This window comes from Denitrificimonas caeni (genome assembly GCF_905120345.1).
Taxonomy (GTDB): domain Bacteria; phylum Pseudomonadota; class Gammaproteobacteria; order Pseudomonadales; family Pseudomonadaceae; genus Denitrificimonas; species Denitrificimonas caeni_A.
This window is the reverse complement of the sequence record NZ_CAJHOA010000012.1, coordinates 1-14,715: the sequence shown is the minus strand read 5'-3', so window position 1 is coordinate 14,715 and position 14,715 is coordinate 1. Positions and strand designations below refer to the sequence as shown.

The window sequence follows — 14,715 nt, the reverse complement described above, 5'->3', positions numbered from 1 at the left end:
GGGCCATAAGGTCACCCTTTAATCAGGGTTGTACAGGTTGTCTGTGTATATTTGTGCGCTATGTTGCTTTTTTATGGAGTTTGGAATGGAACGTGTTGTGATTCTTGTGGATGTGCAAAATATTTACCATACAGTGCGACAGGGATTTTCTACAGGATTTGATTACAACCGTTTCTGGCGCGAGGTTTGCGCTGGACGTGAAGTGGTCAAAGCCATTGCTTACGCAACCGATAAAGGCGACGCCAAGCAGCAGCAGTTTCAAAATATTTTACGCGCAATTGGTTTTGAAGTGAAGTTAAAGCCCTATGTACAACGGGGAGACGGCAGTCGTAAAGGCGATTGGGATGTTGGGATTGCGGTGGATGCGATGGAGTTTGCCGGTTTGGCCGACGTGTTAGTATTAGCCTCCGGTGACGGCGATTTTGATGTCTTGCTGGAACGCGTGCAGAAGCTGTATGGGGTTAAGGCTGAAGTCTTTGGTGTAGCAGAGTTTACCGCTTTTTCACTCATTCGTGCGGCCTCAAAGTTCACCCCAATTGACGGGGACTTATTGCTAGCACGCTAATCATATTTGCACAGACCAAGCAGGTGCTTTTACTCATCAAATGATGTATGAAATCAGTATGCGTAGATCAACAAACACCACGCTCTACCGCAGAGGGAGGCCATGCCGGCGACAGTGATAACTCAGTCAATACCGTGCACCAGATTCAGCACAGGACTGGCCTTAACGCGCGATTGGCACCATCTCTAACGCGCCTTTAAACGCCTGTTGTCGTAAGCCTTTTTGGCGTTGTATGTTGTGCACTAAATAGCGCTTCAGTGGGTCGTGCTCAGATAATTGCGCAGCGTATTTGTCTATACTGCCAGCCAGCTGCAATTGCCCTGCTGGCTGGGCAACATCAGAGGCGTTGTCGATTAGATGTTGCAGGCTGGGCAGCAGCATATGCGTATATAGACCATGTATAGCGATATTTAAGCCAGCGCTGTCGTAGTCGCCAAAGTAGATCACAGGCTTACCCGTAGCCGCATAGGCTTCGACTAAGGCCTTACGCGCCCTACTTTCGAGGCCATCACCGCGATAGATGACCAAAGCATTCAGCGCCAGCTCAGGCAATGTGTAGCGCTGTGGATGATGGCTAAAATACTCGTAAAAGCTATCTAGATTTTCCACCACCAACACACTAGCAAATACGCTGAGCTCTAGGGTTTGCCAATCAATATCCATCACCCATTGGCTCGGCGAGGTATTGACCCACTCAGGAAAATAGGCACCGCAATTGGCCTGCGCCATCAGCACTCGGCGTTCTTTAGGGGCTAGACCGAGGTGTTTATGTTCGACACGACTGCTATCACTTTGCTGAAAACGATCTTGCTGCCGAATATCCTCATCTAAACGATGTAACCCCAGCTCAACAAGAGTCTGCTCAATACGTGCGAGGATATCGCGATCAAAACTGACCATATTCGTGGCAAACCACGGATGAGTATCTAGCCCATGCTGCTCACACCAGGCTCGTAACTGCTGCATGCTCGCTTGTTTAGTGGGTTGCTGAACGCAGGTATTTTCCTGCAGTTTGGCTTGCACCCGACTTAAGACGTTACGCACAACTTTCGGTAGATCTGGACTCATGCGCCGACACCCTCACTGAGTAATTGCAGCTGTACATCTTCAATAATCAACACGGTATTGAACGGCCCTGCGGCGTGCTCATCATAGTGTAAACGGAAGGCTAGCTTATCGCTGCTGGCCAGTCCTTGATATTCCGCGATCACTTGATACAGCCAGATTTCTGGGTCCCAGCTCAGCTGCGCCTCGGCTAGATAACCTAAAGCACTTTGGCTCTGCTGTTGATCCAGCACGTTTAAATAGAACGACACCACATCTTCATGTAAAGCCCGACGTTTGGCGAGAATCGTTTGATCTTCTTGCCAAGCCAGCGCTGGCGCGGCGTGCGGTAGATCTACGCTAGGCTCAAGGCGTGCCGGTAACTGCGCCAGCATCTGCTGCATCGCATGTTTATCTTGATGACGATCTAAAGCAATCGAGACACTGGCTTGCACGCTGGCCGCTTGATTAAGCAGATCGACCACATGGCTGCGCTGGGCATAATCAGAGGGCTGAAAGTTCGGTTTCTGCTGAAAAAACTGCAGCATGCCGCGCACCAAAAGATTACGCGCTTGTTGCTGACGAAAGCGTGCCATCAGCTCATTAAGACGCTTCTGTACTTCACGCAAACTACTGAAGTGCACACTGACTTGGCCTTGCAGCTGGCGGACTAAGATATGCCGCAAACCACCATTACTGCCGGCAAAAGCAATCAGCTCCTTAAAATCAATCAACTCCAAACCATCTAGCCAACGCACCACTTCACTGTGGGCTTTTTCGTTTTCGTGGATTTTTTCTTGCACGGTACTGACAAAAGCAAAGTCGATATTTAGACGATTCCACAGGCTATTAATACCCGTAGCAATGCGACTGTTTAAATCATCCACTTCTTGGCTGAGTTTGGATTGCAAATACGTACTGTTTTGATAGTGACCTTGTTGTTCAGCGGCGTTAATTTTCCCGACTAATAAACGGATATTAACCAGAAATTCACCGACTTCAGCATTGACCTTACGGCGCTGTTCATCGGCGATTAAATGCACAATCATTTCACGGACTGGGCCCGTCAGTTTTAAGCCTGACGCCTCATCCGGTCGCCAAAGGATATTGGCCTGCAACAACTGATTGACCAGCCGTGCACCGGCCTGCGCTTCATCCAATTCAACGCCGTAGTAGTTCTGCATTAAGACGTCGCTGTACTTGCCCAGCAGTTTCAGCCGTTCAATGCCTTGCTTAACCGCCTCGCTGTTGTACTCCAGAGTACTCATGCCAGCAGGTCCTCTTGGCTGGGCGCTACATCCTCTTCGATATAGATATGTTCTTCTTCACGAATAAAGCGGGTCAGATCAATCAGATAATCGATTTTGCCAGTCACTATATAATGGTGACGGTCTTTGTGCGGCTGATGCAAGTAACCATGACTGCGCAGACGATCAAAGACTTGCTTGAGCTGCCCTGATACATCCTCACTTTGCGATTGAAAAAAACGGGTTTGCACTAAGGCTTGCAGTTGCTCGCGCAGACTGGGGTTATTTTCAATGCGGGCCGCTAGGTCATGACGGTTAAGAATATCGTTAGCGGTTAAAACATTCTCATGCCCCATGGTTTCTTGAGTGAGCTGCAAGAGTTTGAGCATGGGAATTAAGCTATCGAGGGTCTCTTTAAACTGCTGCGAAAGCTGATCACGCAGCGGCTGGGTTAATTCACGCCAGGCTAAAAACCACACGGTGCCTTCTGGATTGCTGGCGAGGCGGCGGTTTAACGGACGCAAGTAGTGATCAATCGCTTCGCGCTGCTGTTCATCCTGCAGATAACGAAAACCCTGATTGTCGGTGACTTCACAAATAAAACCACCGGCCAACAGCTGCTCAAGTAAATGGCTGTATTGCATCATCATTGTGCGACCTCCGCGCGGTGTTGTTGTAAGCGTTGCGCCAGCCGGCTGAGTTTAGGCTCGATACGTTTGAGCTGACTCTGTGAGCCTTTACTGCTGTCTTTTTCAATCAGATAGCGATGTTTAAATAAGCTCAGTACATCCGATTCTGGATTAGGGAAGGCACCCACAATAAAGATATTGTTGTTTTCGCAGGCTTTAAACAGCTTCTCCACATTGTGATAGGCCAAGGTGCCGATTTCATCAATCGGCCAATGAATACTGACCTGGGCTTTGCCGCGTAATAAACGGGTAAAGGCCAACAAATATTTACAGAGAATTAAATACGCCATCCCGTGACTGGAGGATTCCAACAGCTGCCGATCATTACGAATAATCAGATCAGTGCCGCCTTCATTCAGGTGCAGCTCTAAGCGCAGCAAGCTTTCAAAAGTGAACTGCTGATCGCTACGCAAGAGCTCGGCGACATCACTCAACGCATCTAAATAACTGTCACTGGGCAGACGCTCAAAATCCTGCTCCCACTCGGCATAGAGTTTAGCAAAGCGCTTGAGCGGCCCCCAGAAACCCAGCTCATCAATGGTCGATTGGATTTTCACCTCAGACTTACTGATCCCTTCCAGCACAAACTCTTCGCTAACTTCTTCACTTAAACGGCGACTTTGCGCGCTAATTCGCCGATTAAGGTCACTAAACACGGTAAAGAAGCCTTGTAAGTCTGCGCCGTAGTTGCGTCCGGTCGCCAGTAGACTCTGCTGTTGGTTTTGCAAAATCTGCAGCATTTCTTGGTAGGCGCCGAGCAGTGCTTGCGGGCTGGGCGTTAGGCCTAAACGTTGCTGCTGGCTGGCCCAAATATCAGTAAAATGAGCACTGGCATCACTGAGCAGCTCACGCTCAAACAGGTACAAACTATTTTTTAAGCGTGCATCCAGTTGTTGTTTATCCTGTAAGGCACGGCGCGCGCGCTCAATGCGTTCGGCGTAATCACCGGTATGCTGCTCAGTCGTTGTCGCCTGATGTTCGGCAGGCGCAGGGAAATACTCCAACTGTTTAAGCAGTGGGCGTATCTGCTCTAACAGTTTGCGCTGACTGTCCAACTGTTGCTCGCTAGCTTTGATGGCTTGCAAGGCGTGTTTGTGCTGTTCTAAAAAAGTCTGCTCAAGACTTTTCAGTTGTTCAGCCAGACTCAGGGTATCTTGCTTCAGCTGATGTTCTTGCTCAAGCAGTTCGGGTTTACGCACTTGCCAGTCAATCTGCAAAAAGCGCCGATAATCGTCCAACTCATGACTGCGCGCCTCAGTCGTACTGATCTGCTGACGCATAGTTTTTAAACGCTGCTCAATATTTTTAAGCGTGTCGGGATCAATGCCCTGCTCGCGCAGCTCACGCTCAAGCGCCACCTGCAGCTCCTGCACTTGCTGCTCAGTTTCACGGCGCTTCGTATTGATACTCGCGTTGTACTGCTCAATTCTTTCGCGCAAGGCCTGCAGCGCTTGCTGCCAATCGGCTTGATACTCCAACAGCATATTTTTAAAAGCACTGTCGCGCTCTTTCAAGGTGTTTTGCTGTTGCGCTTTCAGGCTTTCCAGCTGTTTGACTAACTGTTGCTGTTGCTCTTGCAGGCTGTGTTTGCGTTGTTGCTGCAGTTGCTGCTGGCGTTCAAGCAAACGCTGCCGTGCCTCTTGAGCAAAGCGTAAATCCTCACGATAACGATCGCGCAGCTGCTGGGCTTTCTGCAGGCGATCATAGTGCTGCTGGCTATTAGCATTGTGTTCTTTCTGCACCTCTTCGAGGCTATTGAGCAACGTCTCTGCGGCGTGTCGATCATCTAAAGCCTGCGCAATAGCCGTCAATAACGCCTGTTCATCTTGCGCGTAAGGCGGTAACTCAATCGCGGCCAGATCCAAGCGCATAGTAAAGAGCTGTTGCTCGCTGCCCTGTGCTGGGATGTCAGCATTCAGGATGGGTGCTAAATCGCTGCGTTCCAGTAAATCTTCACGAATCACTTTACCAATGCTGTGTTGCCAGTCGGGGATTTGCTGCTGCAGAAACTGGCGCAGACTGCCGTCAGTCGGCGCTTGCTGCCGCTTCAGCTGGTTATAGCGCTGTTCGGCTTGGCGGAGATTGGTGCGCTGCTGTTTAATCTCATCTAGATGATTATTTTGTAGCGTTTTACACTGTTCATACTGCTCGCGCAGGCGTTCAAGAGCATCACCCTGATGACTCAGTTGCAGTTGAATATCTTCAATCCGCGCTTGCTCTGTGTCTAGATCAAGTTGTTCTGCCGGCGTCAGCTGCGAGACGGTTAAACGAGCCTTAACATCCGCTTGTAACTGGAAAAGCTCGTTCTGTTTATCTTGAAACTCCGCCCGCAGGGCTTGCATATGCTGCTGCTGCTCATGTTCCAGTTTGTTTCTTTGCTGCTCTTGCTGCTGACGTAAGACGTATTCTTCGTCGCGGATTTTTTGCTGTTTATTGCTGGTTTTCTCGACAAACTCATTGAGTCGTTCGGTCAATTCAAACTTATGTAAATCAAACTGCTGTCGAGAGCCGCCTTCCGCTTCACGCAGCAACTGTAAATGCGTCTCTAACTCAGCACTTTCACTGCGCCAGTTGGCTAATTGCTGAACCGCGTGTTCAAGCCCAGGCATGTCGCGTTGGTTAAAATCGCGGTAACTTGTCTCGATATGATTGAGATCGGCTTCAGTTTGCACAAGCTTACTTTTAACCTGACTCTCGCGACTGTTCAGTGCGTGCTGTGCACTGCGATAATGCTGCTCTTGCTCAGCCATCTGGCCTTTAACGCGTTTGATCTCAGCGTCTTTATCGGCGCAGCTCATCTCCAGCTGACTCGCATCTGTTAGCAGTAAGGGCTGCAGCTGCCAAAGATTACGCTCAATGGCATTGAGGCTATCGACCTGTTTACCCAGATCAAGCATATCGGCCTGTAAACCGCTGAGGCGCGCTGATTGACGAACCTGTTGCAGCCACTCACGCACTTGAGTACTTTTGATTTTAGTGGTGGGCAGCGCCACCCCTTCATCTTCAAAAATCGCCGCCAGCATGGTTTTCAAAGTGTCCATCTTGCCTTCTTTGGCATGCACCGCAGAAACCAGCTTTTCGATATGACGTAAACGGTGCGGATTGTCCGCCAGACTGTAGCGCAACGCGGTTTGCCGCAGGCGTGTCGATTCGGCTCGCGGCAAGCTGCCGGTTAACAGGCTAAAGTCATTTTGAATAATACTGCGGTATTCGCTAATGGTATCGACCAGATTGGAGTACTCGATACTGTGCTGGCGTAAATGCGCGGTAAATTCTTGATAGCTCAGCGCTTGCGCTTGACCTTCGGCGCTGCTTCTTAAATAAAGCTCAGGGCGATAGGCACTATTAATAAAGCGGTAACTGATGCCATCGTCTTTTTTACGGGTGATAGTGACATGGCAAGTCGTGCCGGTTTCGCGACGGTATTCGTAGATCAGATACGAGTCGCTGTGCGGCAGGTAATATTGGTCGAATTTTTTCCGCGTTTTCGGCACGACGTTATTCGGCCGCTCACCATAAAACACCGGAATCAAACGCTGCAGCGTGGTTTTCCCTGAGGCATTGGTGCCGCAGATATTGGTGTGGCCATTGAGATCAAGCTCAACGATGCCTTGCAGGTGGCCATTGATCATAATGATGCGCAGTAAATGAGACATAGTGTTGCTCTGAGCTCCAGGCGATGGCAGGACGTATCGAGAATCGGCGCGATAAATAAGGCGTTAAGATTACCTTAGTTTGGTGGGGATTTGCAGGCTGAGCGCGGGGTTTTCTCAGGCAAACAGCCGACGAGGCTGCAGCAGATGCTCTGGCGCCGCCTCGCCCGAAGCCAAGGCGGCGATCTCAGCTAAACAGCCGCTTAATAACCGACACTGCGGCTAGCACAAGCGCCAGCCAACGTTAGAAAAATAGTTTTGACCGGCACGATAAGGCAGCTTGTGACAAAAAACGTCACTCAGTGACAAGTCCATGCTAAGAGCAAGGGCTTAACTTGAGAAAAAATCTTGCTCGTCAGTTTTTTGGCAGCACTCTTTATACCTGCGAGCATCTTTAATCCGTGCAGAGCGCAACACGCAGAACCGCGCAGATGTAGCAAATATGGGCGTTACCGACAATGATGTGCAGCCGAAGTATCAGCAACAGCGACAATCCGTCGACAAAGCAGGCACAAAGTAAAACCTGGCACAGACTTTGCTTTATTACAGATAGGGCACACAGCCTTTCTCTCAAAAAACTGGAGTTTCATCATGAAAGCACAAATGCAAAAGGGTTTTACCCTCATTGAGTTAATGATCGTTGTTGCGATTATTGGTATTTTGGCGGCAGTGGCGCTGCCTGCGTATCAAGACTATACAATTCGCGCAAAAGTAACTGAAGGTCTATCTTTGGCTTCTTCTGCTAAAACAGCAGTTTCAGAAAATGCAGCAAATGGCGCACCGTTCAACTCTGGCTGGCAAGCACCAGGAGCAACAAAAAACGTCGCATCAGTGGCAATTGCTGAAGCAACTGGAAACATTACTATTACATATGACGCATCAATTGACGGGGGAAAAACTTTGGTTCTGGTTCCTGTCGACGGCACTACGGCGGCTGGTATAGCATTAGCTGGAACAGCTACCGCTTCAACCATCCCAAGTACTGGCTCTATTACTTGGATTTGTACCTCAGCAACTACTATAACCGCCAACGCAGTTGCATTGGCAGCTAAAGGTACTATCGCAAGTAAATATGTACCAGCGGTATGCCGTACATAAGTAAGGTGAATTAGAATAAAATCAGGTTTTATGACTACTTAGTCAAACTGATTTAAAATGAAATGATCAACTCTTACGAGTTGGTCATTTTTTATTTTTACAATAAATTTAGTTACTCAAAAAACACTCATACCGTTTAGTAATCTCTGATTTAGATTATTATGTATTCAACGCTTAACACCTCATTTAGCAACCAAACATACAGACTAAACCCTCGCGCTGACATATTCTTTTTGTCTTAACAGCTAGCAGAATCTGCATTGACTGGAAAGACATGCGTACTTGGGCACAAGCAGAAGATATTCCCCAAAGACTCACCCACCCGACTTCTTCGCCATAAACCCCCACTGACGTAACTCTTCCAACAGCAACTCAACCTGATCACCCTGAATTTCAATCACTCCATCCTTTAACGACCCGCCACAACCACAGCGTTTCTTTAACGCTGCAGTAAGAGTTTTTAGCTCGTCAGCAGTGAGGCATAACCCCTGGATAGTCGTGACCGTTTTACCGCCGCGCCCTTTGCTTTCACGGCGTACGCGGGCGATGCCGTCGCCGCTGTTGCTCGGCGCAGGCTATTTTGAATGCAATGTCACAGCAATAACTAGACACGACTCTTATCGTCTATCTGAAGGAATGTACTGAACTAGACTGTACGCGTAGAAGAGCAGCATCATTGGTGTGTTACCAGCGTATAACTGGCTGATTGAGATCGTTAGAGAGCAATAATGGTTAAAGACCATCCACCGGTCAGCAGTTTACTCTAATAAAAAAATTTAGATTAATAGAGGGAGGACTTAAGGACGTTCATATTGCGAGACTCTACTGAAAAAATCAATTCATTACTATATTTGAATGCTAACTAAGCTTAAGCAACTTCTGTTGAAGAGAATTCTAGCGTGCAACTAAATACTTGTGTATAGTTAAATACTAGTAAGAAAAGTATCAGCTGCAGCTGGGGAGTAAGCAATGCAGGCTCATAGAGTCGTATCAATAAACACCTCACCCTCCCATAAACATTACGGCTTTACCTTAATTGAGTTAATGCTGGTTGTTGCCATTATCGGAATTCTTAGCGCCATTTCTCTACCTGCTTACACCAACTATATCCTCAAAGGCAAGATCAAAGCCGCACAAGCTGACCTTGTTGCGCTCAGCCTGCATGTAGAAAACTACTATCAGCGTCGACTGTCTTACCCCGCATCGGGCACAGCCGATACGGCAGCGACCAAGGCATTATTTAGTGGCTGGAGCCCTGCACAAGGGAGCGATTTCAAATATGAGCTGACCAATGCCAGCAGTACCAAGTATACAGTGAAAGCTACCGGCACCAGCAGCGCCTTAACGGGTTGCATTCTGACTTTAGATCAGACAAATGCTCGTACTGCCAGCGAGTGCCTAAATTTAGGAACAACATGGTAACTTCGCGTGGTTTTAGCTTAATCGAGCTGATGATTGGTTTAGCTCTATTAGCATTCCTTATCATGCTAGCAGCCCCCTTTACAAACACTTGGAGCGATAGCGCCAAGCTACATGAAGCAGAAAGCTTACTTCGCCAAGGTGTAGGTAGAGCAAAAGCCTTGGCTCAGCGCAACGAGAAGGGAGTCACCGGCAGCCAAGCCGCTGCTGTTTTATGCAACGATAACGCGACACTATCACTTTATCAGGCGGCCACCTGCACTGGCACGACAGTATGGAGCGCAAAGCTACCAGCAGTCGTCATCATTAAAAACAGTGAGACGGTCTTCGGCTGCTTGGCCATATCTAATCGAGGGCTGCCTGTAGCCAGTAACAGTTGCAACCTTCAGAGTGAGTACACCCTCTCTATTGGAGGCAAAAGTGAAAAATTCACTATTAATTAAAAAAAACAAACAACGTGGTGATATTCTTATCGAAGCTCTGATCGGCATGCTCTTATTGGCGATTATTGGATTGGGTCTGGTCTATACCATTTCACGCGTATCTGTTAGCCAAAAAGATATGAATGTGCATAATTTAGTGGTTAGTAAGTTACGGGAAAAACTGCTAGCTGGCGACTTGACTCTTATTAATCCAATAGCGATCGACGGAGATCGCTTTACTATCAAAAGCTACACAAAAAACATCTCAGTAATTATTGATGGAAAAACAGTAATACTCCCTATATATTCATTATCAGCCACTAAAGAAAAAGATTTGGCTTATAAGATCTGCGTAGGGCCAGCACAATGCGAAGAATAAACAACCAACGTGGCTTTACGTTAATCAGTCTACTGGTTGGAACTGTGCTATCCCTGCTGACTATTGTCGCCATGCTCGCACTGTACAAAAACCTAGTGCAAGTTGCTGTTATCGCGACACAAGACGCCAATCATGACGGGGGGCTTGCTTCAGCCCTGCTCACAGCGCAACTTGAACTGCAAAGCGCAGGATTTGGTCTCGACGGTAGTGCCAACATCTACCTTCCTAGTACCGCTACCATACTCTGGCGCTACAAGGATTTGGACACGTTAAAAACATCATGTAGCGGGCTTCTGTTACGCCCACATCCAATAAAAACAGAGCTCAACTATCGCACTTTAACCTTGTTACATAAGCCTGACTGTAACGCTGCACTCAGCACCCTTTCAGTTGCAGAGTCCGACACTGCGCTAAAAGCATCATGGGGTACGGGCTCAGACGCTATAACGAACTTAGCGGTTTTAGCACCACTAACAGTATTGACGTTCGAGAAAACAGATACCACAGCCTGCAGCAACTACAGTGTAGGCAATACCTTTAAGCAACCAAAAATAACAATTGAAGCAACCAATAGTTCATCCGCTGATGCACTTAAAACCACCTACACCGTCTGCTTATCTAACATTCGCTCAACACCATAGGGGTTACGATTATGCCATCAATCTTTAGAGGTCATCTCTCGCCCCCCCTACAACAACGCGGCATGGCAACCATTCTTATAATCATGCTGATGGGACTGGCTTTAACAGTCACCGCACTCGGCGTGATGTATTCAGTACGCACCAGCCAGGAGCAACAAATAACTGTGCACGCAGCCACGCACTCGCAAGCGGGTGTATGGGCAGCGGCAGAGGCAGTACGCTTGTATTTAAACACGCTTGATGAAACAACATTAAAAGGATTTAACCCAGAAAAACCACTCAAGTTCAATCTCAATGAAAACCCTGTCACAGCTAAAGTTTCACCGCTTACGCCAAGCGAAAGTGGTAGCACTGCTCCTCGCCGCATTCACGCTGAAATCAGCTATTTCGACACCGTCGCAAAGGCCACCTCAACACTTGAAGTGGTGTACAACATCATATTTTCCAGTGGTGGCAGTGGTGGCAGTGGTGGCAATGGTGATAATGGCGGAGACAACAATAATGTCTTAAGCTTCGCTACTGATATGAGCATAACAGGCAATATCAAAGTGCTCGGAAGTGACGCAGCTATATTCAATGTTGATGGTAACGTTAATTTAGGCGGCGCCTCCATCACAGGGATCAAGACTATAAATGCCAATGGTGACATCACTATTGGCAGCGGTATTAAAGTTGATAATTTATACGCCAATGGAAATATCACCCTAACGGGCTCTGCAAACGTGCTCACTGCCTCATCACTAAAAGATATCACCATCAATTCAAGCGGCACTAAAGGTATTCTTAATGCAAACGGCAATATCACCATCACCAATGGCAGTGTTACCACCGCCAATGCACTGGGCTTCATAACAGCGACTAGTGGTGGCGCCACTCACGGTACTTTTACTGCTGGAAAAACTATCGCGATCAGCAATGGTAGTTTATCCAGTGCAAACGCAGTAGGTAACATAGACATCACGAACTGGCCCAAGGTTGCAACAGCACGAAGCGAAGGCACAATTACATGCCCCTCTGTAAACTGGAAAGAGTTCTCTAGTATCCAAGCGAAGGTTTCTACTAAAAGCTGTGCGGGACAGAATGTTAGCGCTCCATCGCCAGTCTCAATTACAACTATGCTCCCAATTACCAAACTCACCTTAACAAAACCAAAAGTTGACGCCTACAACTTAAAAGAGTCAGCCAATTATGTTTTTCAAAGAGAAGGAAGTAAAACAAAAGTATCCGTACGTGACATTAACAACATCCCTAACGGGGATTACTATATTGGTAAATACACTGCACAAAATAATGATCGCGTCGACTACCTTTGTAAAGAGGTAAGCGATAGCGGAATATGTTCTGAGCCAATATCCTATATCGACAGTCAGACAATCTGCCAAGGTAATTCATACCAAAATGCTTGTTTCTCATTTAATAACGGCACTTGGGTGGTAACAGGTAAAAATCTAGCCCCCGGCATTATGTGGTTCGAGGGGAATCTAACTTTAACAAGTGGTAATTTTTATAACACATTCATTGCCACAGGCAATATCGAAACCAGTGGAAGCCATGTTACCACGTCAATTAATTATGCTGGCTACAAAACTATTTGCTTAAACCAGTATCCAAAATACCCTACTGATCGCTTTAAAAACCTATACCCAACTAACTTTTGTAAAGGTACAACATTAATTAACAACAGTATCGGAAACATTGCCTTACTTGCAGGAGGTTATGATGCTACATCGACATTTAACGGCGGCATTATTAGCCTAGGATCATCTACAGAGATCTTTGGCAGTGTAATTTCTGGTCACTCACTCGGGACTGGCGGAAACACGACCATACACGGTTACGTAACTGCTGCTGGGCAAGGTTCTGGCTCAGTCAGCCCATTCGGAGGAAGCACGACGATTGATTTACAAAACCTACCACCAGGCTACAACCCTGGTAACATACCCAATATGGGTGGAGGCAACAACCAAAATTCGGCCCCGAATAAACCAGATACTGGAACGGTTGATACAGCCGAGATACTCTGGTCACGTTATCTATAAGTAGTAAACTCCAACTCTCAGGATCTTGTTAATCACATAAAATACTACGCGTCTAGACAATAGTCGACACTCTCCGACTGTCTAGACTACGACTTGGAAACTTGCAGCTTTAGTTGCAAGTCGTTCATATAATCTGTCCACCTTAACAGTTAGCAAAACCTGCATTAACTGGAAAGTCCTGCGTACTTGGGCACAAGCAGAAGATATCCCCCAAAGACTCACCCACCCGACTTCTTCGCCGTAAACCCGCGCTGACGTAACTCCCCGAGCAGCAACTCAACCTGATCACCCTGAATTTCAATCACTCCATCTTTTAACGACCCGCCACAACCACAGCGTTTCTTTAACGCTGCAGTAAGGGTTTTTAGCTCGTCAGCAGTGAGGCATAACCCCTGGATAGTCGTGACTGTTTTACCACCGCGCCCTTTGCTTTCACGGCGTACGCGGGCGATGCCGTCGCCGCTATTAAGCGGGCCCGCAGTACAAACACAATCAGCCTGTGGTTGCTCACACTCTGGGCAATGACGGCCGCTGTCGGTTGAATAGACCAAGCCACTCAAGGCTGAAAAAGAACTCGCTTTCTTCACTCTGTACCTCGTTGCAAATTAAATCGTATTGCCATATCACTCAGGCGCGCAGCAGTTCAGCGCGCCAAACCGGCTTATAACCAGCGACGCACCTTACTCATATACTGACGATACTCATCACCAAAATGCTGCACCAGCAGACGTTCTTCATGACGGATCACCCCCATACTTACCGCAAAGACCACGATCGGCAAAAAGATCCAAGCCCAGACATCGGCAAAGAGTAACGCCACACCGATATACAACAGGGTATCGGCCACATAAATAGGGTTACGCGTCACACGAAACGGCCCTTCGGTGATTAACTGTTGCGGCTTACCATAAGGATTTAGCGTGGTTTTACGCCACAGCATCAGCCATGCCGCCCACAACATAATCAACATACCAGCATCAATCGCCGTCCAGCCAAAGAACCATGTCCAAGGATTACTCGCCAGCGGCATAGGCCACAGCGCACTTAATCCCCAAGCCAGCAAGAGAAACACAACATAGACAACAGGCGCTGGAAGAATAAAATAAGGCTTACGCATTTTGAGGCACACCTTGTAGATTTATATATGCGCATTAGTTTAACAAAAATCCAGCAGAATTCCCCCACCTCTTAGGTGGGGGGATGAATGCGGTACAGGCGATAGCCTGTTGTCTTATGAAGCCTTTGCACTACAGCCGCCTACTGGTATTATATACAGCATGAGTACATACATACTAAAAGCCTATAAATACAGGCTCTAGCCAAACACTGAACAGCAAGAGTTTTTTGCTAAGTCTTTTGGTTGCGCACGGTTTATTTGGAATAAAATGCTTCACGATAAAATCGAGCATTACGAAAAAACCAAGACCACGCAGAAAAACACTCCCGCCCAGTACAAAAAAGAATTTCAATGGCTCAAAGAGGTGGACAGCTTGGCGCTGGCCAACGTCCAGCTTGATCT

Annotated in this window: 13 protein-coding genes and 2 pseudogenes; 8 read left to right on the top strand and 7 right to left on the bottom strand. The window is 47.6% G+C overall.

From position 1 onward, the window contains the following. Window positions 1–85: 85 nt before the first annotated feature. Window positions 86–565, top strand: a complete 480-nt coding sequence (locus JYJ62_RS15490; RefSeq protein WP_205343145.1) for an NYN domain-containing protein — start codon at window positions 86–88, stop codon at window positions 563–565. Window positions 566–727: 162 nt separating this feature from the next. Here JYJ62_RS15490 and JYJ62_RS15485 read toward each other — a convergent pair whose 3' ends face one another. From JYJ62_RS15485 to JYJ62_RS15470, 4 genes are read right to left on the bottom strand one after another with little or no spacing between them, the layout of a single operon-like run. After that, window positions 728–1,633, bottom strand: a complete 906-nt coding sequence (locus JYJ62_RS15485) for a DUF7281 domain-containing protein (RefSeq protein ID WP_205343144.1) — start codon at window positions 1,631–1,633, stop codon at window positions 728–730. Next, complete coding sequence (locus tag JYJ62_RS15480) at window positions 1,630–2,877, bottom strand: hypothetical protein (protein ID WP_205343143.1); 1,248 nt, start codon at window positions 2,875–2,877, stop codon at window positions 1,630–1,632. Before JYJ62_RS15480 ends, JYJ62_RS15485 begins: the two co-directional genes overlap by 4 nt. Continuing rightward, a complete protein-coding gene (locus JYJ62_RS15475; RefSeq protein ID WP_205343142.1) occupies window positions 2,874–3,506 on the bottom strand; it encodes a condensin complex protein MksE in 633 nt (210 codons plus the stop codon). The genes JYJ62_RS15480 and JYJ62_RS15475 overlap by 4 nt, the downstream gene beginning before the upstream one ends. Further along, entirely contained in the window at window positions 3,503–7,201 is a 3,699-nt protein-coding gene (locus tag JYJ62_RS15470) for an ATP-binding protein (protein WP_205343141.1), read from the bottom strand. Before JYJ62_RS15470 ends, JYJ62_RS15475 begins: the two co-directional genes overlap by 4 nt. Window positions 7,202–7,789: 588 nt before the next feature. Between JYJ62_RS15470 and JYJ62_RS15465 the strand changes: the two genes are divergently transcribed. Further along, complete coding sequence (locus tag JYJ62_RS15465) at window positions 7,790–8,296, top strand: pilin (RefSeq protein ID WP_205343140.1); 507 nt, start codon at window positions 7,790–7,792, stop codon at window positions 8,294–8,296. Window positions 8,297–8,610: 314 nt separating this feature from the next. Here JYJ62_RS15465 and JYJ62_RS15460 read toward each other — a convergent pair. After that, window positions 8,611–8,853, bottom strand: a pseudogene (locus JYJ62_RS15460) (stress response translation initiation inhibitor YciH); the annotation flags it as partial. A 412-nt stretch (window positions 8,854–9,265) separates the two neighbouring features. Between JYJ62_RS15460 and JYJ62_RS15455 the strand changes: the two are divergent. From JYJ62_RS15455 to JYJ62_RS15435, 5 genes are read left to right on the top strand one after another with little or no spacing between them, the layout of a single operon-like run. Then, window positions 9,266–9,718, top strand: coding sequence for a type IV pilin protein (locus tag JYJ62_RS15455; protein WP_205343139.1), 453 nt, complete (start codon window positions 9,266–9,268; stop codon window positions 9,716–9,718). After that, window positions 9,712–10,158, top strand: a complete 447-nt coding sequence (locus tag JYJ62_RS15450; RefSeq protein WP_269751433.1) for a pilus assembly FimT family protein — start codon at window positions 9,712–9,714, stop codon at window positions 10,156–10,158. The genes JYJ62_RS15455 and JYJ62_RS15450 overlap by 7 nt, the downstream gene beginning before the upstream one ends. After that, window positions 10,136–10,516, top strand: a complete 381-nt coding sequence (locus tag JYJ62_RS15445) for a hypothetical protein (protein ID WP_205343137.1) — start codon at window positions 10,136–10,138, stop codon at window positions 10,514–10,516. The genes JYJ62_RS15450 and JYJ62_RS15445 overlap by 23 nt, the downstream gene beginning before the upstream one ends. Next, window positions 10,504–11,157, top strand: coding sequence for a PilW family protein (locus JYJ62_RS15440; protein ID WP_205343136.1), 654 nt, complete (start codon window positions 10,504–10,506; stop codon window positions 11,155–11,157). Before JYJ62_RS15445 ends, JYJ62_RS15440 begins: the two co-directional genes overlap by 13 nt. A gap of 11 nt (window positions 11,158–11,168) precedes the next feature. Next, a complete protein-coding gene (locus tag JYJ62_RS15435) occupies window positions 11,169–13,196 on the top strand; it encodes a hypothetical protein (RefSeq protein ID WP_205343135.1) in 2,028 nt (675 codons plus the stop codon). 218 nt (window positions 13,197–13,414) lie between these two features. Here JYJ62_RS15435 and JYJ62_RS15430 read toward each other — a convergent pair whose 3' ends face one another. Continuing rightward, the gene (locus tag JYJ62_RS15430; protein ID WP_205343134.1) at window positions 13,415–13,783 is read right to left on the bottom strand and encodes a translation initiation factor Sui1; all 369 of its coding nucleotides are present in this window, start codon (window positions 13,781–13,783) and stop codon (window positions 13,415–13,417) included. A 74-nt stretch (window positions 13,784–13,857) separates the two neighbouring features. Then, the gene (locus JYJ62_RS15425) at window positions 13,858–14,313 is read right to left on the bottom strand and encodes a methyltransferase family protein (RefSeq protein ID WP_205343133.1); all 456 of its coding nucleotides are present in this window, start codon (window positions 14,311–14,313) and stop codon (window positions 13,858–13,860) included. A 214-nt stretch (window positions 14,314–14,527) separates the two neighbouring features. Between JYJ62_RS15425 and JYJ62_RS16005 the strand changes: the two are divergent. After that, window positions 14,528–14,715: pseudogene (locus tag JYJ62_RS16005) on the top strand (helix-turn-helix domain-containing protein); the annotation flags it as partial.

Bases quoted from the DNA above. Each gene is read 5' to 3' on its own strand.
- JYJ62_RS15435 (WP_205343135.1), top strand. From the start codon at position 11,169: ATGCCATCAATCTTTAGAGGTCATCTCTCGCCCCCCCTACAACAACGC.
- JYJ62_RS15440 (WP_205343136.1), top strand. From the start codon at position 10,504: ATGCGAAGAATAAACAACCAACGTGGCTTTACGTTAATCAGTCTACTG.
- JYJ62_RS15475 (WP_205343142.1), bottom strand. From the start codon at position 3,506: ATGATGATGCAATACAGCCATTTACTTGAGCAGCTGTTGGCCGGTGGT.
- JYJ62_RS15480 (WP_205343143.1), bottom strand. From the start codon at position 2,877: ATGAGTACTCTGGAGTACAACAGCGAGGCGGTTAAGCAAGGCATTGAA.
- JYJ62_RS15455 (WP_205343139.1), top strand. From the start codon at position 9,266: ATGCAGGCTCATAGAGTCGTATCAATAAACACCTCACCCTCCCATAAA.
- JYJ62_RS15470 (WP_205343141.1), bottom strand. From the start codon at position 7,201: ATGTCTCATTTACTGCGCATCATTATGATCAATGGCCACCTGCAAGGC.
- JYJ62_RS15450 (WP_269751433.1), top strand. From the start codon at position 9,712: ATGGTAACTTCGCGTGGTTTTAGCTTAATCGAGCTGATGATTGGTTTA.
- JYJ62_RS15465 (WP_205343140.1), top strand. From the start codon at position 7,790: ATGAAAGCACAAATGCAAAAGGGTTTTACCCTCATTGAGTTAATGATC.
- JYJ62_RS15485 (WP_205343144.1), bottom strand. From the start codon at position 1,633: ATGAGTCCAGATCTACCGAAAGTTGTGCGTAACGTCTTAAGTCGGGTG.
- JYJ62_RS15490 (WP_205343145.1), top strand. From the start codon at position 86: ATGGAACGTGTTGTGATTCTTGTGGATGTGCAAAATATTTACCATACA.
- JYJ62_RS15425 (WP_205343133.1), bottom strand. From the start codon at position 14,313: ATGCGTAAGCCTTATTTTATTCTTCCAGCGCCTGTTGTCTATGTTGTG.